Origin of the sequence: Haliea sp. (assembly GCF_040221975.1) — a bacterium.
GTDB lineage: Bacteria > Pseudomonadota > Gammaproteobacteria > Pseudomonadales > Halieaceae > Haliea.
This window is the reverse complement of record NZ_JAVJWR010000034.1, coordinates 13,419-33,973: the sequence shown is the minus strand read 5'-3', so window position 1 is coordinate 33,973 and position 20,555 is coordinate 13,419. Positions and strand designations below refer to the sequence as shown.

At 65.8% G+C, this 20,555-nt stretch carries 14 protein-coding genes; 7 read left to right on the top strand and 7 right to left on the bottom strand.

Annotation, left to right across the window (positions count from 1 at the left end; genetic code table 11):
- Positions 1-5: 5 nt before the first annotated feature.
- Positions 6-1,868, bottom strand: coding sequence for a DUF1302 domain-containing protein (locus tag RLO07_RS18030; RefSeq protein WP_462293535.1), 1,863 nt, complete (start codon positions 1,866-1,868; stop codon positions 6-8).
- Between the two features lie 149 nt (positions 1,869-2,017).
- Here RLO07_RS18030 and RLO07_RS18025 point away from each other — a divergent pair, with 149 nt between their 5' ends.
- Positions 2,018-2,545 carry a retropepsin-like aspartic protease family protein gene (locus RLO07_RS18025; RefSeq protein ID WP_462293534.1) on the top strand — a complete coding sequence of 176 codons (528 nt, stop codon included), beginning with the start codon at positions 2,018-2,020 and terminating at the stop codon, positions 2,543-2,545.
- 8 nt (positions 2,546-2,553) lie between these two features.
- A complete protein-coding gene (locus RLO07_RS18020) occupies positions 2,554-3,024 on the top strand; it encodes a pyridoxamine 5'-phosphate oxidase family protein (RefSeq protein WP_462293533.1) in 471 nt (156 codons plus the stop codon).
- Here the strand turns inward: RLO07_RS18020 and RLO07_RS18015 are convergent.
- The 4 genes from RLO07_RS18015 to RLO07_RS18000 form a co-directional block, all read right to left on the bottom strand.
- Positions 2,999-3,751 carry a universal stress protein gene (locus RLO07_RS18015; RefSeq protein ID WP_462293532.1) on the bottom strand — a complete coding sequence of 251 codons (753 nt, stop codon included), beginning with the start codon at positions 3,749-3,751 and terminating at the stop codon, positions 2,999-3,001. The genes RLO07_RS18020 and RLO07_RS18015 overlap by 26 nt on opposite strands.
- Complete coding sequence (locus RLO07_RS18010; protein WP_462293531.1) at positions 3,741-6,128, bottom strand: Lon protease family protein; 2,388 nt, start codon at positions 6,126-6,128, stop codon at positions 3,741-3,743. The genes RLO07_RS18015 and RLO07_RS18010 overlap by 11 nt, the downstream gene beginning before the upstream one ends.
- Positions 6,129-6,181: 53 nt before the next feature.
- A complete protein-coding gene (locus RLO07_RS18005) occupies positions 6,182-6,469 on the bottom strand; it encodes a hypothetical protein (protein WP_462293530.1) in 288 nt (95 codons plus the stop codon).
- A 236-nt stretch (positions 6,470-6,705) separates the two neighbouring features.
- Positions 6,706-8,046 (bottom strand): serine hydrolase domain-containing protein, encoded by a 1,341-nt coding sequence (locus RLO07_RS18000; RefSeq protein WP_462293529.1) that lies wholly within the window; start codon positions 8,044-8,046, stop codon positions 6,706-6,708.
- Positions 8,047-8,174: 128 nt separating this feature from the next.
- Between RLO07_RS18000 and RLO07_RS17995 the strand changes: the two genes are divergently transcribed.
- The 5 genes from RLO07_RS17995 to RLO07_RS17975 all read left to right on the top strand — a co-directional run bounded on the left by RLO07_RS17995 (position 8,175) and on the right by RLO07_RS17975 (position 16,775).
- Positions 8,175-10,868 carry a PD-(D/E)XK nuclease family protein gene (locus RLO07_RS17995; protein WP_462293528.1) on the top strand — a complete coding sequence of 898 codons (2,694 nt, stop codon included), beginning with the start codon at positions 8,175-8,177 and terminating at the stop codon, positions 10,866-10,868.
- Positions 10,865-14,017: a UvrD-helicase domain-containing protein gene (locus tag RLO07_RS17990; RefSeq protein ID WP_462293527.1), complete on the top strand. Its 3,153-nt coding sequence runs from the start codon at positions 10,865-10,867 to the stop codon at positions 14,015-14,017. The genes RLO07_RS17995 and RLO07_RS17990 overlap by 4 nt, the downstream gene beginning before the upstream one ends.
- A gap of 158 nt (positions 14,018-14,175) precedes the next feature.
- Entirely contained in the window at positions 14,176-15,150 is a 975-nt protein-coding gene (locus tag RLO07_RS17985) for a hypothetical protein (protein WP_462293526.1), read from the top strand.
- A gap of 49 nt (positions 15,151-15,199) precedes the next feature.
- On the top strand, positions 15,200-15,631 hold the full coding sequence (locus tag RLO07_RS17980; protein ID WP_462293525.1) for an MAPEG family protein: 432 nt from the start codon (positions 15,200-15,202) through the stop codon (positions 15,629-15,631).
- 1 nt (position 15,632) lies between these two features.
- On the top strand, positions 15,633-16,775 hold the full coding sequence (locus RLO07_RS17975; RefSeq protein ID WP_462293524.1) for a hypothetical protein: 1,143 nt from the start codon (positions 15,633-15,635) through the stop codon (positions 16,773-16,775).
- A gap of 67 nt (positions 16,776-16,842) precedes the next feature.
- Here RLO07_RS17975 and katG read toward each other — a convergent pair whose 3' ends face one another.
- Together katG and RLO07_RS17965 are read right to left on the bottom strand one after the other, a co-directional pair.
- A complete protein-coding gene (katG, locus tag RLO07_RS17970; protein WP_462293523.1) occupies positions 16,843-19,071 on the bottom strand; it encodes a catalase/peroxidase HPI in 2,229 nt (742 codons plus the stop codon).
- Positions 19,072-19,244: 173 nt separating this feature from the next.
- Positions 19,245-20,552 (bottom strand): spinster family MFS transporter, encoded by a 1,308-nt coding sequence (locus RLO07_RS17965; protein ID WP_462293522.1) that lies wholly within the window; start codon positions 20,550-20,552, stop codon positions 19,245-19,247.
- Between the last annotated feature and the right edge of the window lie 3 nt (positions 20,553-20,555).

Below are 20,555 nucleotides of genomic sequence, written 5' to 3'. Positions count from 1 at the left end.
GTGCACTAGAACGCGACGGAAAAGCTCAGGGAGACGAAATCCCGGTCGATCATTTCATCATAGTCTGCACCAAAGAAACTGGTATAGGAAATATCGGCGCGGTAGACGTTCATGTAGTCCGCGATGACCCCGAGGCTCAGGGCAATGCGGTCCTCGATGAAGTTCGGTGCCGGCGAAGTGCCTTTCACATCGTGGGACCAGGCCACATTCGGCGTCAGGTTGACACCGGCAAAGACATCAGTGTACTCGAGACTTGCACGCACCCGGTAACCCCAGGAGAAGTCCTCGGTAAAGCCCTCATCGGTGCAGTAGTCGCCGTTGCTGTTGGGCCGGATGCCGGCAAAGGCCTCTGCCGCCGGGTGCGAGTCGCAGGCGATGGGGGAGCCGGGCCACAGTGCAAACTGGCTGCTGAATGGCTCGAAGTCGCCGACGCCGTAGCTCGGTGAGCGCCCGTAGTTGATATTGTCCTCCATGCCTCCGAGGAACACCGCACCGACCTCCGCGGCCAGGGAGAGCCGCTGGGCGCCGAACACCTGCTCGAAGAACTTGATAAAGGTCATCTGCGCCTGAGTGTAGGAGACATTGTCATAACCTGCCACGTAGCCACCCGGGCCCGCCGCCAGCGTTCGCGGCAGCATCCGGGACCACTCCGCCGCGGTACCCAGGGCAACGGCCTGCAGCAGATCGGTGGTATTGATCTGCAGCGGAAAGTCCGGGCGATGGCTCAATTCACCGGAGACCGCCCAGGCACCGAGATTGGTGGCAAAGGTCAAGCCCCAGAGTTCGATGTCCTCGGGGAACTCGAAGAAGTAGTCCGGATTGGCACCAAAATTGACCGGCAAACCGAAGGCAACGGTGGCGTTGTTGGCGCTGAAAATCGGCGTGCGGCTGTGGTAATTCATGTAATAGAGGCCAAACTCGGTGTCATTGAAAGCCTCGGAAAAGTAGCGGAAGGCCAGCCCCCACTGCCCTGAGTCGGAGGCTTCCACATCGGCACTGCGCGGCAAAATCAGGCCCTGGGCCTCGGCGGCGCCGTCGGGCACCGCATTGGAAATGGTGAGGTAATCACAGCCGCCACCGTAGGGGTCCGCCGCATTCCAGTAGGTCCCGCACTCATCGAGGATGGTGCGCTCCCAGTCATACTGGACGAAGGCTTCCAGGCTGAGATCGCCGGTGACACCGTAGTTGGCGTAGACCATGCCCACCGGCAGCAACGCCTCCTTGATTTCCGAGCCGGGCTTGCGCAGGGCAGTGACATCGAAGGGGTTGATCACGTTGACACCGTTCTGGATAAAGGTGCTCTCACCCCAGCTCAGGACCATGTTGCCGGCGCGCAGTTCGAGAGGGCTGTCGCCCACCTCAAAGCTGCCGAACAGGTAATAATCCAGGAATTCGACACCGCGATAGCGTGCCAGGCGCTCGAAGTCGGAGGTGTCGAGCTTGCGATTCGGGACATAGCCGTTGGCGGCGTGGCCGTGGGGGACCGCGCTGGTCCCCACTTCGTGGTCATACCAGTATTTCAGGCGCGTAAAGAAACCGTAGTTGTCCCGGGTCAGCTCCAGGTCGTGAATGCCGCGGAACTGCAACGAAAACAGGTCGCCCCTGTCATAGTTCAGGTTGCCGTCATCGGCGGTGCTGGAGGATGCCCGGCCCTTGCCATCGGCGGTATTGCCCGGCGCCAGCAGGCCATTGTTGGGACTCTCGGCCCGCCAGCTCGCACCAATGGAGAGGTTGGAGGACAGGCGGGCCTCGAAAGGACCGAGATCGAAGGTCTGCGCCGACGCCGGTGCAGCAAGGCCCAGGGCTACCAGGGCAGCGAGGAGCGGTGACCTGGTATTGCAGGGATTAAGGCCAGTCAGTGCTTTCATGGGTGGTTCTCCTGCTGGTTATGATTAGTCGTTGGCAGCATTCTCACCGTAAGTATGGACGAATTCCAGTGCCGGCGGGTTGTTCCGGATCAATTTTTAGTCACCGCAGTGGACACTGCGGCGTCACGAGCGCGTGCTAAGGTGGCAACATGGGAAACGATGTGACAGAGCAGAAACGGCTGGGCACCACCATGCAGGTACTTGCCTGGGTCGTGCTGATGGCGCTGCTGGCGGCCTGGTTCAACGACCTGCTGGGCCGGCGCCACAATCCCAACCAGATGCTGGAAACGCGCTATGCGGAGGGCGGCATCCGCGAGGTGGTCCTGCAGCGCAATCGCTTCGGCCACTATGTCACCAGCGGCAGGATCAACGGTGAACCGGTTGTGTTCATGCTGGATACGGGCGCGACCGGCGTCGCCATCCCCGAGAACATCGCCCGCCGCCTCAAGCTGGAGCGGGGTCGCGCTTTTCGCACCCAGACCGCCAACGGTGTCGCCGTTTCCTACGCCACCCGCCTGGACCGGGTCAGCGTCGGCGACATCGCCCTGGACAATGTCAGCGCAGGCATTGTACCGGGCCTGCAAACCAGTGAAATCCTGCTCGGCATGTCGTTCCTGAAGCATATTGAATTCACCCAGCGCGGCGACCAGCTTATACTGCGGCAATACCCCGGCTGAGGACACCCATGCCCGCGACCCTGAAAGGCCCCTGGAACCTGCGCCAGATCGAGCAGTTCCTGGGCGACGTCACTTTCCCCCTGCGCCTGGCCTGTACCAGCCGCGACGGCTACCCGCGGGTGGTATCGGTGTGGTACGCCTACCGCGACGCCGCGCTGCTCTGCGTGTCACACCGCAAGTCCGCGCTGGTCAAGCTGCTGGAGCAGGATCCGCGGGTAGGCTTCGAGGTGTCCCCCAATGACCCGCCCTACCACGGCGTGCGTGGCCAGGGCCAGGCCAGCCTGGCACCGCTGGGCGACCACGATGTCCTGGAAACACTGCTGGACCGCTACCTGGGGCAAGAGGAGTCGCGGGTCGGCAACTGGCTGCTGGCACGCAAGGATGAGGAAATGCTCATTACCATAAGCCCCGAACGCATGTTCAGCTGGGACTACAGACAGCGCATGGCGGATGTCAGCGCGGGTCGGGCACCACAATAACCGGCACCGGGATCCGCGCCAGCAGGTCCGGGTCCTCCCCCACCAGTTGCCGCAGCTCCGCCCGGTGCAGCAGCAGGGCGCCACTGCGGGCATGGGCCAGATTGTGCTCCAGACTCAAGGCATCGTGCAGGTGCAGGCGCTCGACCCGGTCGCACAGGGGCAATGCCAGCAACTCCTCCGGCACCGGTTCCGACAGCACCCGCAGGGGGCCCTTGCGCGGCGGGTGACGCTCGTCGTGGATCAATACCGTGCAGGGTGCCTGCAGGATCAACGCGCGGCAGTTGGAGCCCAGGCGCGCCCCGCCGCAGTGGGCCGACAACCCGGCCTTGCCCAGTACCAGCAGGTCGCCCGGGCCCGCCAGGGCCAGGGCCGCATTCACCACCCGCCCGCGACTCACTTGCAGCGAGTGTGCCAGACCGCGCCCGGCGACAGCCGCCTCCAGCGCCAGGGTCGCCCGCTGCAGCTGCCGCGCCAGGGTAGCCTCCATCTGTGCCGGCGACAGCGGTCGCGCCAGACCGGACCGGGCGCCCACTTCCCGGGAGAAAGGGAATTGCGCCGAGTGCACCAGATCCTGGTCCTCCACATACAGGGCCACCAGTTCCGCCCGGCGTTGCGCGGCGAGTTCCACCGCCGCCTGCAGAGCCGCCAGGCTGTGGCGCGACGCATCCAGCAGTGCCAGCACGCGGATATCCGAGCGTCGGCGCCGCAGTGGGGCATCAACGTTCATGCTCGTCATCCTCCTGACTGTACTCCTGGTCGCTGTCGTCGTCGGCCCTGGCCGCCTTGACCGCAGCCGCGAACAGCGCCAGCCGTTCAGCCACCAACCGTTCCAGCTCGGCGCCATCGGTGCCGGTGAGCAGCGTCAAGGCCTCGTCGACATGGCGAATCGGGTAGATGCGGAAGCGCCCGTCGGCCACCGCCTCGCGCACCTCGCCTTTCAGCATCAGGTGCTCGACATTGCTGGCGGGCAACAACACGGCGTGACCGCTGACCTCGCCGCGAGCGCGGCAGACGTCAAAAAAACCTTCGATCTTTTCGTTCACACCGCCCACCGCCTGCACTTCCCCGCGCTGGTTCACTGACCCGGTTACCGCGAAGGACTGGTCCAGCCCCACCCGGGCAATGGCCGAGACCAGGGCGCAGATCTCCGCCACTGACGCGGAATCGCCTTCGACACCGCCGTAGGACTGCTCGAACACCAGGCTCGCGGACAGGGACAGGGGGACGTCCGGCGCGTAGCGGTTGGCCAGATAGCGGCCAATGATCAACACCGCCTTGGAATGGATGCGCCCGCCCATGCGGGCCTCGCGCTCGATATCGACCAGCTGGCCGCCACCGGGGCGCGCCGTCGCGGTGATGCGGGAGGGCTGCCCAAAGGCAAAATCCCCGAGGGTCAGCACCGACAGGCCATTGACCTGCCCCACTACAGAGCCGGCGGTATCGATCATCACGGTACCGCGATGAATCATCTCGTGGCTGCGCTCGCGCAAGCGACTGGCGCGCCAGAGTTGCTGGGTCACTGCCTGTTCCACGTGCTCGCGGCCGATCACACTGGCGCCGGACTCGCTGGCCCAGTGCTGTGCTTCCAGCAACAGATCCCGCAATTCGCGCTGGCGCGCGGTGAGCTTGCGCTGGTCGTCCGCCAGGCGGCTGGCGCGCTCGATCACCGCCGCCACGCCGTCCCGGCCCAATGGCAGCAGACCCGCGTTCCGGGCCAGGGTGCCAATCATCCGTGCGTACAGCGCCTGGTTGGCCGGGTCCCGGGCCAGTTCATCCTCGAGATCCGCCTGTACCTTGAACAGTTCCAGGAACTCGGGATCGTGTTCGCAGAGCAGATAGTAGAACAGGCGCTCGCCCAGCAGCACCACTTTGACGTCCAGCGGGATGGGCTCGGGTTCCAGGCTCACGGTACTGATCAGGCCGTAAGCCTGCTCCAGTGACTCGGTACGGATTTCGCCCGCGCGCAGGACCCGCTTCAGGGTCTCCCAGGCGCCGGGCTGGGTCAGTACGCCGCGCACATCGATCAGCAGGTAGCCGCCGTTGGCGCGGTGCAGGGCCCCGGCGCGGATCAGGGAGAAATCGGTGACCAGGGTACCGTTGTGCACGTGATGTTCGGTGCGGCCCACAAGATGCTGGTGGCTGGGCAGGTCCTGATAGATGACCGGCGCCCCCGTGCAGTCGCTGTTGTCCACCAGCAGGTTGATCTGGAAGCGACTGAATACCGCCTCCGGGGACACCTCGGGGCTTTCGGCGAGAAACACGTTGACGTGGGACAGCATGGCCTCGCGACAGGCCTGCAGGTGCGCCAGTACCCCGGCCTGTTCCCGGTAGCGCTCCTCCAGTTCCGCCAGCGGCGCGCCAATCGCTGTCTGCAGCATTTCCGCGTTCAGGGCATCCACCTGGTGGCGCAGCTCGCGGGCCAGCAGGGGCATCTGGCGAATGGCCTGGGTCAGCTTGCGCTGGAGAATGTCGACCGTGCCCTCGATGCGCTCGCGGTCTTCCCTGGGCAGGGCCCGGAAGGCCTCCGGAGACATCATGCTGTCGCCGTCGGCCTTGTCATCCACGGGTGCAAAGGTGAACCCGTTGGGCGTGGACACCAGCAGGATGTCCTGCTCCCGGGCCTCCCGGCGGATCGCCTCGATGGCATCCCGCTGGCGGTCACCCATGGCCTGGTTCATTTCCTGCAGGCGGTTCTGGTACTCCTCGCTCTCGAACAGGGCGGGAATCGCGGTCTTCAATTCGTCGACAAGCTGGCCCAGGTCGGTGTGCAGCTGCCGCCCCAAACCGGCCGGCAGGGCGAGATGAAACGGCCGGGAGGGCTCGTCGAAGTTGTAGCGATAGGCCCAGTCACCGGGCGAGGCTTCCTTGCGGGCGCGGGCTTCAAGAAACTGTGCCACCAGCTCGTGCCGACCGTGGCCGGGATCACCCAGCACGTAGAGGTTGAAGCCATCGCTGCGAATCGCGGTGCCGAAGTTCAGCGCATCGCGAGCCCGGTCGTGACCGTAGAGCAGGTCCAGCGGTTCCAGTTCGCTGGTGGCTTCAAAATCAAAACCTTCCCCGCTGCAGGCGCGGTAAACCTGCTCTGGAGCCAGTGGCTCGACCATGGCAGCACTCCTTGTCTATGGACTTGCTGCCAGATCATAACAGGGACCAGGGGTCAGATGGCGAGTTCGAGCTTGCGCGCCATCTTGGCTTCCAGCTGCTCGTTGAGTTTCTGCGAGATTTCTTCAGCCGAAATCACCAGTCCGCGCTCCACGGATTCTGCCCGGGCCTGATCACCGTTGGCAGCCAGGGTCGGCTCCCAGTTCTCGATCGCCGGCGCGTCATTCAGCGCCAGGGTCGCGCCGGTGTTGGCATAGTCGGCTGACTGGGCGAAAGCGGTGCTGCCAAGGGCAGCGGTTAGTGCCAGGGTGGCGAGCCTGACTGTTACAGCTAGGGTATTCATTACTACTCTCCTGAAAGGTCATGTGTTACGTCATTGCACACATGGTAACACATATACCCATATTCAAGGATTTCGGATCATTAACAGTTGTTAATGCCGGCAGGGTATCGACCTATAAAAACCTCTACCAATTCTCCCAATGTCATTTATATTATTGTTTTTAGTGATTTTTATTTTTCAGATCACAATGCGGCGCGAGAGTGTGAAAATTACCGGAGCCGACTCCGGGCAAAGTGTTACCTTGGCAGCGCAGCCAACAACTGCCCCAATCCGGCAGAAACCGGATAGTCGCCGGCCGTCCAACCCAGTCGCACCAGCACCGCATCGCGGGAGGGCACGATCATCACTACCTGCCCGCGGTTGCCCTGCATGGCATAGGCATCCGCCGGCAGGTCCGGCCAGCGCAGGCTGTCGCCACCGCCGTTGAGCCAGAGCTGGTAGCCATAGCGCGGATCGTTGTCACTGGCGTTGGGCCGGGTGGCACGCGCCACCCAGTCTGCGGGCAACAGCTGGGCGCCGTTGCTGCGGCCCCGATCCAGGAGCAACTGGCCCAGCTGCGCCCAGTCGCGCGCGGAGCCATAGACGTAGGAGCTGCCCACCAGCACACCCGAGGGATCCATTTCCAGCAGCATCCGGCCCAGGCCCAGCGGCTGCAGCAGTTCGCGGTGGAGAAAGTCCAGCTGCGCCTGGGGCCCACCCAGCCGGTCGTGAAGATAGCGCGCCAGCAGGTTGGTGGTGCCGGAAGAGTAGGAGAAGGTGCTGCCGGGCGTGTGCGCAAGCGGGCTGGCCATGGCCAGGTTGGCGGCGCTGTGAGCCTGGAACAGCATCCGGGTGGAGTCACTGCCCGGCGCATAGGTCTCGTCCCAATCCAGCCCCGAGGTCATCTGCAGCAGCTGCTGCAGAGTCAACTCGCGACGCTCGTCCCCGGCCCAGGCGGCAAACAGCGGGGTGGGCGGGTCCGCGGGCAGCAAGCCCAGCGCCTCCATGCGCCCGAACAGGATCGCCACCACACTCTTGCCCATGGACCAACCCAGCATGGGACTATCCGCGCCAAAGCCCCCGGCGTAGCTCTCCGCCGCCAGCGTGCCATCCTGCAGCACCAGCAGTGCCCGGGTCTGCAGGCCCGCGGCCTGGTCGGCGGCCATCAAGGTCGCTACCGCAGCCTGCAGCGCTGCGTCCACCTGCAGCGCCGGTGCCGGTTGCTGCGCAGCGGCCCAGTTCCTGTCGACAACCAGCGTGTCCAGCGCCGTCGTATCGCCGATGTCCAGGGTGCAGCCGAGACCGGGGCGCCAGGTGGCGCTGGTGGCGGCGAGACCAAACAGGGAGGCCTGGACCCGGTTGTCGCTGAACTCCAGCGTCAGCCGCCGGTTGATGGGCGTGTAGCTGGCGAGATCTGCAAGGATCTGCTGGCGGTCATGGCCGCTGACAAAATGGGCCGAGCAACCGAGCTTGGCGCCCATCCCGGTGGCGACCGCCAGCGCATCCCCCAAACGCCAGAGGGAAAAACCCAGCACGGAGGGTGCCGCCAGCGCGGCCCCGGTCACTACCACTACCGCCAACAACAGCAGCTTTTTCATCGGAATTTCACCTGAGTTGAGCACATCGGACTACAGGATAGGTGAGTCAGGCCCGGGAATAAACGCATTGCTTGAGCGGCGGTAGCATTTCAGTACACTGCTCTCTCACACTGCCACGGGAACCCGCCATGGTCGCAGCCGCGCCCGGCCCGCTCGTCATCACGCTCAGCCTGGTGGGGGATGGACCGCAACCCGTGCCCACGGAACCCGCCCTGGGCCGGGTCACGCTGGGACCATCGCGCTTTCTCGCCGCGCTGGAAGCCCGGCTCGGCATTCCCGCCACTGACACGCCTTTCAGTACCCGCCTGATCCAGTATCTCGCCTGCGTCGACCAGTGCAACCAGCCCGCCGCTTTTTACCACGCCTCCTGGCAGGCAGACCCCTTCGCCGTCGCCCGCAGCCTGCTGCAGTGGCGGGACCAGTGGTACCTGGCGGGCTGGAATGGCCGTTTCGAGGGCGCGGTACCGGGGCGCCTGGCTGACATGGCAACGATTGAACAGGTGGCCGCCGCCGCGGTAGAGCCAGGCCAGGGCCAGCGTCTGCAGCGAGTACTGGACCTCCTGACCACGCACGACCCGGCCATCACCGAGATCCACCTGCTGGACCGTCTCGAGGATTTTCCCCCGCTCTGGCAGTGCCTGTTGCGGGCTCTGCAGACTGAGCTGATCGAGGCTGCCCAGGCCCCGCTGCGAGGGGCGGCGGGCAGTGATCTGCGGCGGGTACAGGAACGGCTGCTGGCCGCCGCAACCGAAACCGGCAAAGTGGCACTGACCGGCGATGGCAGCCTGCGGGTGCTGACCGCGGACTCGCCTCACGCCAGCGCGCCGCTGGTCGCCCGCTTGATCCGGCGGCAGCTCGCAGCCAGCCCCGGGGAGACACTGGCGGTGCTCGCCGAGCAGCGCGGAGACCAGCTGGATGAGGCCCTGGAGGCCAGCGGCGGCGCGCGCCTGGGATTCGGCAGCGCCTCACCCTGGCGGCCGGTATTCCAGCTGCTGCCGCTGGCCTGCGAACTGCTCTGGCAGCCACTGAATCCCACTGCCCTGTTCCAGTTTCTGGCGCATCCGGTGGGCCCCTTGCCGCAGCCGGTACGGCGGGCGCTGGCGCGCACTGTGGCGGCGGTCCCCGGCATCGGCAGCCCGGCCTGGGAGGCTGCGGTGGCCGACTGCCTGGCAGCCGCCGATGGCGACCGGAACCTGGGCCAGGCCATCGACTTCTGGCTGCAGCCGGAACGGTTCGCGCCGGATAGCGGGGTACCGGGTGCACAGCTTGCGAACCGTGCCCGGCGTGTGGCCGAGTGGCTGCTGGGCGCCCGTGAAGCGAGCACGGATCCAGCCCAGCAAACGCTCTACAACACCGCCATCAACCAGGCCCGGGAGCTGGTCAAGGCGATCGAGCGACTCGCGGCCCACGGCCGCGACCGGCTGACCCGGGACAACGTGCTGCGATTGATCGAGGACGTGCGCGGTAGCGGCAGCGCGGTCACCGACCGCTGCGCGCAGACCGCGCCCGGGGCCGGCAATGCCCTCGCCGCCAGCCACGCCGGCAGTTTTACTACAGCCGTCGAACGGGTCCTGTGGTGGGACTGCCAGGCCGCCGACCGGGTCCAGCGCTGGCCCTGGTCCCGCCGCGAGTGCGCAGCCCTGGAGGCCGCCGGCGTCACTCTGCACAACGAGGCGGCGCGGCTGGATTGGCTGGGCCGCGCCTGGCAGCGCCCCCTGCTCAGTGCACGCGCGCAGTGCACCCTGGTGCTGCACGGTGACGCCGCGCAGCAGCACCCGCTGTGGGACCTGCTGTGCAGCCTCTGTGACGGCCTGCCGGTACTCGCTGCGGCGGATGCGGTCAGCGCGACGGTGCTGGACCTGCCCCACAGCCCGCTGCCCGCGCGCGCACTGCCACCTCTGGCCCGCTGGTGGCAGCTGCCCGCCGGCACCGCGATCCCCGCACGCGAAGCGGAATCCTATTCCTCCCTCGACGCCTGGATTCACAGCCCCTACCAGTGGCTGCTGCGCTACGGCGCCCGTATCCAGCCGGGATCCCTGGCCAGCGTCAACGATGGTGCCACCCTGAAAGGCAATCTCGCCCACCGCCTGCTGGAACTGTTTTTCCAGGCCCACCCCGAGGTGCAGACAATCGCCGGCCATGGCATCGCAAGCTGGGTGGATACCCATTGCTATGCGCTGCTGCAACAGGAAGGTGCGCTGCTGCTGGAGGCCGGGCGCCAGGCCGAGTGCGAGCGGTTCATCACCGTGCTGCAGGAAGCCCTGGCAGCACTGGTGGCGCATCTGCAGGAGGCCGGAGTCGTGGCAGTAGCGATGGAACAGGAACTGCAGGGCAGCTTCGGCGGCGGCAGGTTGACCGGCTCCATCGACCTGCTGGCGCTCGGCGCCGACGGCCGCGAGGCGGTGGTCGACATCAAGTGGGGGGGGCGCAAATACCGGCGCCAGTCCCTGCTCGAAGGCAGCTTCCTGCAGCTGGCGGTGTACGCCCGGCTGCGGCGGGCGGCGGGCGTCAGCCAGAGCCCCTGCCTGAGCTATTTCATCGTCAGTGATGCCCACATGCTGAGCCTCAACCACACGTTTTTCCCCGCAGCGGAGATTGTCGCACCACCGGCGGATGCCGGCCCCGAGGAGTACTGGCACCGGTTCGAGCACACCTGGCGCTGGCGCAGGCAGCAGTTTGACCGCGGCCTGATCGAAGTGACGGTGACCGGCACCGAGCCCGATGCCGACTCCAGCCCGGGCGAGGACGGGCTGCCCATGCCCGCCACCAGTGACAGCTTCAGCGACTACCGCGCGCTGACCGGCTGGGATGACAATGCATGAGCACCAATATCCACTTCATCAGCGCCGGGGCCGGCAGCGGCAAGACGTTTCGTCTCACTACGGAGCTGCGCGACCGCCTGGCCCGGGGACGGGTTGAACCCGCCGGGGTGATCGCCACCACCTTTACCCGGCTGGCTGCCAGCGAGCTGCAGGAGCGTGTGCGCCGGGCGCTGATAGAGGCCGGGGAGCACGCCACCGCAGTGCGCATGGAGCAGGCCCTGATCGGCACCGTGAACGGCGTCTGTGGTGAACTGCTGCGGCGATTCGCCTTCGAGGCCGGGATGCCCCCGGAGCAGCAGGTGATCGACGAGGCCCAGGGCAATGTGCTGTTCTACCAGGCCATGGAGCAGGCCCTGGCCGACGACCGGCCGCGCCTGCGCAAGATGAACGCGCTGAGCCACCGGCTGCAGATTGTGGACCAGCGCAGTCGCCAGCAGCTCTGGCGGCAGGAAGTGAAAAAGATTGTCGACGCGGCCCGGGCCAACAACCAGTCCGCCGCGGATATCCGCGACCTCGGCAGCGCCAGTGCCAGCGCCCTGCTCGCGCACTTCCCCACTGCGACCGCGCTGGACCTGAACGCCGAGCTGCTGGCAGCAGTCAACCACGCCCTGTCCGCACTCGACACCGACCACGACAGCACCCAGGCCACGGCGGACTACCAGTCCCGCCTGCAACAGGCCCAGGCGGCGTTGATCAAGCGCACTCTGACCTGGCCTGAATGGATCGGCCTGGCGAAGGGCAAGACCGGGGCCAAATCCCGCGCCATCGCCGAACCGGTCAGTGCGGTAGCTGCCCGGTTCGAGCAGCACCCGCAGCTGCACGCGGACCTGGGGGACTTCTGCGACGACGTTTTCGCCATTGCCGCCGCCAGCCTGGATACCTACCAGCAGCTGAAAAACCGCAGGGGCCTGATCGATTTTGTCGACCAGGAGCAGCGTCTGTACCAGCTGCTGGACCACCCGGAGGTGGCGTCTGTACTGCGCGAAGAGCTGCAGCTGCTGCTGGTGGACGAGTTCCAGGACACCAGCCCGATTCAGCTGGCCCTGTTCCTGAAGCTGTCGGCGCTGGCAGATGACGTCATCTGGGTCGGCGACATCAAGCAGTCCATCTACGGCTTCCGCGGCGCCGATCCGGCGCTGATGGATGCGGTAGTAGCGCGGCTTGGGGAGCGGGGTTCGGTACCCGAGGTGCTGCCCCGGTCCTGGCGCTCCAGCGCCGCCCTGGTGGCGTACAGCAACGCCCTGTTTGCACCCGCCTTTGCCGACACCCTGCCGGTCGAGCGGGTGACCCTGCGCCCCGCGCGGCCGGCGTCGGAGACGCCCCCCGGACCCGCCGTGGAGTGCTGGCAACTGGAGGGGCGCAACAAGCCCGAACGGGCGGCAGCACTGGCCGCCGGAGTTCAGGCACTGCTGCAGAGCGGGCGCCTGGTCTGCGACAAGGACAGTCGGCAACTGCGGACCATCCGCTGTCGCGACATCGCCATTCTCTGCCGCAGCCACAGCAACCTCGCGGCAATGGCGGCGGCACTGGCAACGGCGCGGCTGCCGATCCGCTACCAGCGCCCGGGGCTGCTGGCGACACCCGAGGGCTGCCTGGCCATGGCCTGCCTGCGGCGCCTGATCGACCCGGCGGACACCCTGGCCTCGGCGGAGATCATCAGCCTCACCGAGTGCCGCAACCCGGAACAGTGGCTCAGCGAGCGCCTGGCCTGGCTCGCCGATCCGGCCGCCATGCCCCAGCGCTGGCGCGAAGACCGCGCTGACGGCCCGCTGGCGGCACTGGCCGCTGCCCGGGCACGGCTGCGCTTCCTGACCCCGGTGGAAACCCTGCGCCTGGCGCTGGACGCGGGCGAGGTGGCGCAGTCAATCAACCGCTGGGGACCCACCGGCCAGCGCAGCCAGCACCGCCGCAACAATCTCGCGGCCCTGCTGGCCCACGCCGGGGACTATCTGGAGCAGTGCCGCGCCCAGCGCGAGCCGGCGACCGTCACCGGCCTGGTGCTGTGGCTGCAGGCACTGGCGGACGCGGAGGAAGACACCCAGGCCAGCGGCGGCGACGAGGACGCCATCCAGCTGGTCACCCACCACGGTGCCAAGGGCCTGGAGTGGCCGCTGGTGATTGCCATGGATCTGGCCAGCCCCCTGAAACCGCGCCTGTGGGGCCTGACCGTACTGCCCTCGCCAGAGCCGGTCAGCCTGGACAACCCACTCGCCGGGCGCAGCCTGCACTACTGGCCGGCATTTTTCGGCAACAACAGCACCGGCATCCCGGTACTGGACACCATCGACGCCAGCGCCGAGGGGCGGGCGGCAATGGCGCAGGAAATCCAGGAAGCAAAGCGCCTGCTGTATGTGAGCCTGACCCGGCCACGGGATGCCCTGATCCTGACCCGCGAGGGCAAGAGCAGCGGCGGGCCGTGGATGGACACCCTCAACGCGGAGTGGATGCTGCCCACGGCTGCACAGCTGTCATTGCCCGACGGCAGCAGTATCCCGACACACTTCCAAGCCCTTGCAGCGGATTATCGACTGCCGCCGCAGGCTCCGTACCACCCCGAGTGGCCAGACACCCCCGCCCCCGAGCCGAGCCTGCTGCCCCGGCGCCAGAGCCCCTCCGCCTTCCCGCCATGCGCGGAAGCCAGCATCGGCGACGTCATCACGCTGGGGGAGCGCTTGCAGCTGGAGGGCGATTTTGATCCGGCCACCCTCGGTTCCGCCCTGCACGCAGTGATCGCCTGTCGGCTGCTTGGCCACGCCGACAGCGCCCGCATCCTCGCCGACCACGGGGTGGCGGCGATACTCCCGGGGGCGGCCGCCGACCAGTGCTGCGAGCGCCTGCTCGCTGCCGTGGCGCAACACTTTCAGCCGACCGCCCTCTATCCCGAGCACCCGGTGTGCTACGTCAACAACGATGACCAGATCGTCGACGGCTGGATCGACCTGTTGCTGGAAACCGTGGCAGGCTACGTCATCATCGATCACAAGGCCTCGCCCCGGGGCCGCGACGACTGGCGGCAGGTGGCGCTCGGCCATTCCGGCCAGTTGCAGGCCTATGCCGAGGGCGTGACCCGTGCCAGCGGCAAACCAGTGCTCGGCACCTGGATCCATTTCGCCGTCACCGGAGGCCTGGTCGAGGTGCGCCTGCCATGAGTTCTGTGGTGCTGGCGAAGCCCGGGATCGACGTTGCCGCCCATCGGCGGGAACACCGGCCGTGCAGAGAGCAGTGCGGAACTCCGCTTGACGCCCCGCATCAGCATCGGGTCTACTCAGCAGCATAATCACCAGAACCGGTTGGGGAGTTTACCGACATGAAAGACTTCAATATCGGGGAAATCATCGGCCTGCTGCTGCGGACCACGCCCTTCCTCATTTTCCGCTTCCTGATCTACTTCGGCATCACCCTGGGCTATATGCTGATTACCGGCCTGGGCGCGGGCACGGGTTACGGCATCGGCGCCATCGCCGGTGACAGTGCCGTCGGCGGCATGTACGGCGGTATTGCCGGCTTCGCCATCGCCGGCGCCATCATGTATTTCCTGCGCGAATACCTGCTCTACATGGTCAAGGCGGGACACATCGCGGTGCTGGTGGAGTTGCTGGAGGGCAAGGAACTGCCGGGAGGACGTTCGCAGATCGACCACGCCCAGCAAGTGGTGCGCGAACGCTTCGTGGAATCCTCGGTGCTGTTCGGCCTCGACCAGCTGATCAAGGGTATCCTGAAATCCTTTAACCGGATCTTCTTCACCGTCGCCAGCTTCCTGCCAATTCCCGGCAGCGGGGGCCTGGTCAAGTTCCTGAACACCGTGATCAACCTGTCGCTGACCTATCTCGACGAAGTCATCCTCGCCTACAACATCCACACCCGCGCGGAAAACCCCTGGGACGCCAGCAAGACCGCGCTGGTGCTGTATGCGCAGAACTACAAGGCCTTCCTGAAGAACGCCTTCTGGCTGGCGTTCCTGATCTGGGGCCTGACCTTGCTGATCTTCCTGCTGATCCTGGCGCCGGTGGCCGGTCTGGTTGCCCTGTTCCCGGGCAGCGCCGGCCCGCTGAGCCTGGTGATCGCGCTGGTCTTCGCCTGGGGCATCAAGCAGGCGGTGATTGAACCGTTTGCCATGACCGCGCTGATGCAGGTGTTCTTCAAGGTCACCCAGGGCCAGCAGGCCAATCCCGAGTGGGAAGCCAGGCTCGACAGCGCCTCCGGCAAGTTCCGCGAACTCAAGGACAAGGCCGCGAGCTGGCACAAGCCCGCCACGCCAGCACCCGACACCTCGAACCCTTGAACCCCTGAACCCCTGAACCCCTGAACCCACTCCAGCACAGGACACAACAATGACAACAGCAATCCTCGCTCCCGCCGCCCTGCTCGCCGCCTGGACCCTGGTCATCCTCATCTGGATGGCGGCCACTCGCCTGCCCGCATTGAACAAGGCGGGCCTCGATCTTTCCAAGCCCACACCGGGCGGCCGCCGCGGGGCGGATCTTGAGGGCGTACTGCCGGACAGCGTCAACTGGAAGGCGCACAACTACACCCATCTGCACGAACAGCCGACCGTGTTCTACGCCCTGTGCTGCATCCTCGCCATCAGCGGCGCGGGCACCGGGCTGGCGCTGCAGCTGGCCTGGGCCTACCTCGGCCTGCGGGTCGCCCACAGCCTGGTACAGGTCACCACCAACTACGTGCCCGTGCGTTTTTTACTGTTCCTGGTGTCCTCGCTGGCGCTGGCTGGCATGGCCTGGTTTGCGGTCACGGCAACACTGTAGGGTGAGTGCCCGCCTCACTCCCCTGCCCCGTCTCGCCGCAGTTGCCGTCCTGCTGCTGGCGGGCGGCCATGCCTGCGCCAGCCCGGCGTTCAGCCCCGCCGCCACGCTGCCGGCGGGGGACTGGGCGGACCACGGCGCCGAACTGTGTGAGGTTGCCGCGGCAACCGCGGACTACCTCGAACGGGGCCATGCCTACGACCCGGCCGCCATTCACGGCGGCACCACGCCACTGCTGCAGACCTCGCCACAGCGCATCCGGGCTACCCTGGACTTTGTCTGCGAGGTACAGCGGCAGGATCAGGCGCGCGGCCAGCGCTCCCGCCTCACCGACCCGGCTTTCATCCAGCAGCATTTCGAGCTGCTGCGCTGGCACCCGGACCAGGCGAAAGCCGCCACCCTGGCCGCTGGCAAGCCGCTGCTGCAACGGCTGCCGGCCGATCAGCTGCTGCTGACCAAATACTATGTGCGGGTGGCGGCTGGCAGTGCCCGGCAGAGCGCCGCCACGCCCCACGCCCTCTACGGCCTGCCCTTCGACGAGGCCGACCTGGCGCTGGCGGCAGCGGACGCGCATGCGGACAGCATCACGCGCTACCGCTACGGCAAGCAGCGCGTGGTCGCGCTGGAGACCAACCCGGAAACCGCGAACAGGATGGCCGCCCTGGCGCCGCCCCTGATCTGGCTCAGCCGCGCCGACCTGGAAGGCGCACTGCTGCAGGGTACCGCCGTGGTCGAGGACGAGCGCGGGCAGCGCCGCTACTTCAATGTGCACCGCAACAATGGCGTCGCCTATGACCGCAGCCGCAAGCCCGAGGCGCAGGACCGCTACTGGTACTTCAAGGAAGTGCCCGGAGTGCTGGGCTACGGCAAGGATGCGGACTACAAGATCCCGGTAAAACCGCTGGTCACTGTCGCCGGGGACATCTTCCAGCTTGGCCTCGGTCGCCTGGTGCTGCTGCGGGCGGAGGAAGCCGGCCAGCCGACCTTTCGCCTGACCGTGCTCGCCGACACTGGCGGGGCCTTCCACGACAACCTCTACCAGCTGGACTGGCTCAGCGGCTATTACCGTGGCTGGGACGACTACCACGCGGCCAACCGGCATATCAGCGACTACGCGGAGGCGTGGTTGTTGCTGAAGCGGCAGTAATTGTTCCCAGCCACAAAAAAACGGCGAGGCATTACGCGCCGCCGTTTCCGGTGGATACCGCCAGTGATCAGCGCAGGTCGAAACGATCCGCCTGCATCACCTTGGTCCAGGCCGCGACGAAGTCATTGACGAACTTCTCCTGTGCATCGCTGGCGGCGTAGGCTTCAGCAACCGCACGCAACTCGGTGTTGGAGCCGAACACCAGGTCAACGGGAGTGGCCGTCCACTTGAGTTCGCCGGACTGGCGATCGTGGCCTTCGTAAATGCCATCAGCCGACTCTGACTTCTTCCACTGCGTGGACATGTCCAGCAAGTTGACGAAGAAGTCGTTGCTCAGGGTTCCCGGACGCTCGGTGAACACACCGTGTTGCACTTGCCCGCTGTTCGCTCCCAGGGAGCGCATGCCACCCACCAGCACCGTCATTTCCGGCACGGTCAGGTCATGCAGGCTGGCCCGATCCACCAGCATGTCCACCGGGGAACGACGGTTGGCCTCGTCGAAGTAATTGCGGAAGCCATCCGCTTTCGGTTCCAGCACCGCAAAGGCCTCGACGTCGGTCATTTCCTGAGTGGCATCGGTACGACCCGGCGCGAAAGGCACCTCGACCTTGAGTCCGGCGTCTTTTGCCGCCTGCTCGATGGCCGCGGCACCCCCCAGCACGGTCAGGTCAGCCAGTGACACTCGCTTCTTGCCGCGACGCTGGGAGTCGTTGAAGTCCTCCTGGAGGCCCTGCAGACGTTCCAGTACCTTCGCCAGCTCCTCCGGGTTGTTCACCGCCCAGCTCTTCTGTGGCTCCAGGCGAATGCGCGCACCATTGGCGCCACCGCGCTTGTCCGTGTCGCGATAGGTGGATGCCGCCGCCCAGGCGGTGCGCACCAGCTCACCGGTGCTGAGGCCGGACTCGAGGATCTCCGCTTTCAGCTTGGCGATGTCGCGCTTGTCGATCAGGTCGTGCTCAACCGGGGGCACCGGGTCCTGCCAGATCAGCACTTCTTCGGGCACTTCGGCGCCGACATAGCGTGCCAGCGGACCCATGTCGCGGTGGGTCAGCTTGTACCAGGCCTTGGCGAAGGCCAGTTCGAACTCCGCCGGGTTTTCCAGGAAGCGCCTGGAGATTTTGCGGTAGGCCGGATCTTCCTTCAGGGACAGGTCGGTGGTGAACATGATCACCGACTGGGTGCCGCCGGAAACATGGGCATCGGGCGCCTGGGCTGCGGCCGGATTACCCTTGGGTACCCACTGGATTGCGCCGGCCGGACTGCGTGTCTGTTCCCATTCGAAGTTGAACAGGTTTTGCAGATACATCATCGTCCAGCGCGTCGGCGCGGCGGTCCAGGAACCTTCCAGGCCGCTGGTAATGGTGTCTTCCGCATTGCCCTTCCCGCACTTGTTGCTCCAGCCCAGGCCCTGTTCCTCAAGACCGGCCGCCCCGGGTTCCGGCCCCAGGCAATCACCGGGCTTGTGCGCCCCGTGGGCCTTGCCGAAAGTGTGTCCACCGGCGATCAGGGCGACCGTCTCCTCGTCATTCATGGCCATGCGACCGAAGGTTTCGCGAATATCCTTCGCCGCCAGCAGCGGATCGGGGTTGCCATTCGGGCCTTCCGGATTGACGTAGATCAGGCCCATCTGCACCGCGGCCAGGGGGTTGTCCAGCTCGCGTTCGCCGCTGTAGCGTTCATCGCCGAGCCACTCGTCCTCGGGACCCCAGTAAATGAGATCGGGCTCCCAGTCATCCTCACGGCCACCGGCAAAGCCATAGGTATTAAAGCCCATGGACTCCAGGGCCACGTTGCCGGTCAGGACCATCAGGTCTGCCCAGGACAGGCTGCTGCCGTACTTTTGCTTGACCGGCCACAACAGGCGCCGGGCCTTGTCCAGACTGACGTTGTCCGGCCAGCTGTTCAATGGTTCGAAACGCTGCTGGCCGCCACCGGCGCCGCCGCGGCCATCCGCCACGCGATAGGTACCGGCACTGTGCCAGGCCATGCGAATGAAGAAGGGGCCGTAGTGGCCGTAATCAGCGGGCCACCAGTCCTGGGAGTTGGTCATCACCGCTTCGATGTCCTTTTTTACTTCCGCCAGATCAAGCCTGGCGAAGGCCTCGGCGTAGTCGAAGTCTTCACCCAGCGGATTGGACTGGGGGCTGTGCTGACGCAACGGCGCCAGGTTCAGCTGCTCCGGCCACCAGAACTGATTGGACATGTTCTCGGCCTGGGTGGTGGCATGGGCGTTGGGCAACATTGAAGCGGTAGCAAATGCCACCGCCGCTACCAGGGGTATTGTCTTCTTGATCATCACGAGCCTCTCTGATTACCGAACACTGATGCGAGTTATATTCAACATTACTAATGTAGCAGAAAAATCCGAAAGGTGTATTTCGGTCGATCCTGAGACTACCTCAGCCCCCAGGTTTCGCAGAATACATTTAAATAGAAGTTTGTGTTCCATAAAACTGAACATGGCGGCGCTCAGTCCTCCACCCGTTGCAGATCCCCCGGGAAGTGCACACCCGCGCGCCAGTAGTGGAACGCCGCCCACAGATTGGCCATGGAGCAGAGCAACAACGCCCAGCGCAGGGAGTCCACGCCGTAGTGCGGCGCCAGCAGGTCGCTGACCATGCCCACCACCGAGGGCCCGAAGGCGAGACCGACGATATTGATCACGAACAACAGAATGGCCGCGGCGACGCTGCGCATGCGCAGGCCCACCAGGGTCTGGGTCTGGGCAAAGGTGGTGGCCTGGTAGAAGTTGCCCAGCAGCACCGGAATGACCAGAAACAGCAGCGCGTAGCTGACGGAATCGGAGAGGAACACGCCCACACCCGCGGGCACCGCGATCAACAGTGCCACCGCCACCACCCACAGATACCAGCGCTGGTCACGCTCGCCGAAATGGTCCGCCAGACGCCCCCCGAGGACAATGCCAATGCCGCCGGGAATGCCGAAAATCAGCCCCAGCCAGGTGCCGATCTCGCCCGAGGACATGCCGTGGCTGCGCGCCAGGAACGCCGCCGCCCAGGAAATCATCCCGTAACCGACGAACGCGGAAATCCCCCCGCCCAGCGCCATGTGAATGAAAGACTTCCGACCCAGCAGATAGCGGAACACGGCGCCTATGGCAGGCTGCTGTGCACCCGGGTCCGCCGTGGCTCGCAGCTCGGACATGCCCCGGTCCGGTTCGCGTACAGTAAAGCGGATCAGCAGGGCGAGCACGATGCCGGGAATGCCGACCACGAAGAACGCCACCCGCCAGCCAAACCACTCGTTCATCCAGCCGCCGACAAAAAAGCCGAACAGGATGCCGATGGGAATGCCCAGGGAGTAGATCCCCAGCGCGGTAGCGCGCTGGTTGGCGGGATAATAGTCCGAGAGCATGGAGTGCGCCGGCGGCGAGCAGCCGGCCTCGCCCACGCCCACGCCGACACGGTAGGCCAGCAACTGCCAGTAGTTCTGGGCCAGGCCCTGGGCCGCGGTAAACAGGCTCCAGATGCCAACCGCGACGGCAATCAGGTTGCGGCGGTTGGCGCGGTCCGCGTAGCGGGCAATGGGAATACCCATCAGTGTGTAGAACAGGGCGAAAGCCAGCCCGGTCAGCAGGCCCATGGCGGTATCTCCCACGCCCAGTTCCAGCCGGATCGGTTCCACCAGAATGCCGAGGATCTGGCGGTCAATGAAATTGAAGGTGTAGGCGATAACCAGGATGGTCAGTACGTAGCGGCGCGTACCCGCGCCAAAGGCTTCCGACGGTGCAGCCGCACCCGGGCGGATGTCTGTCAAGAC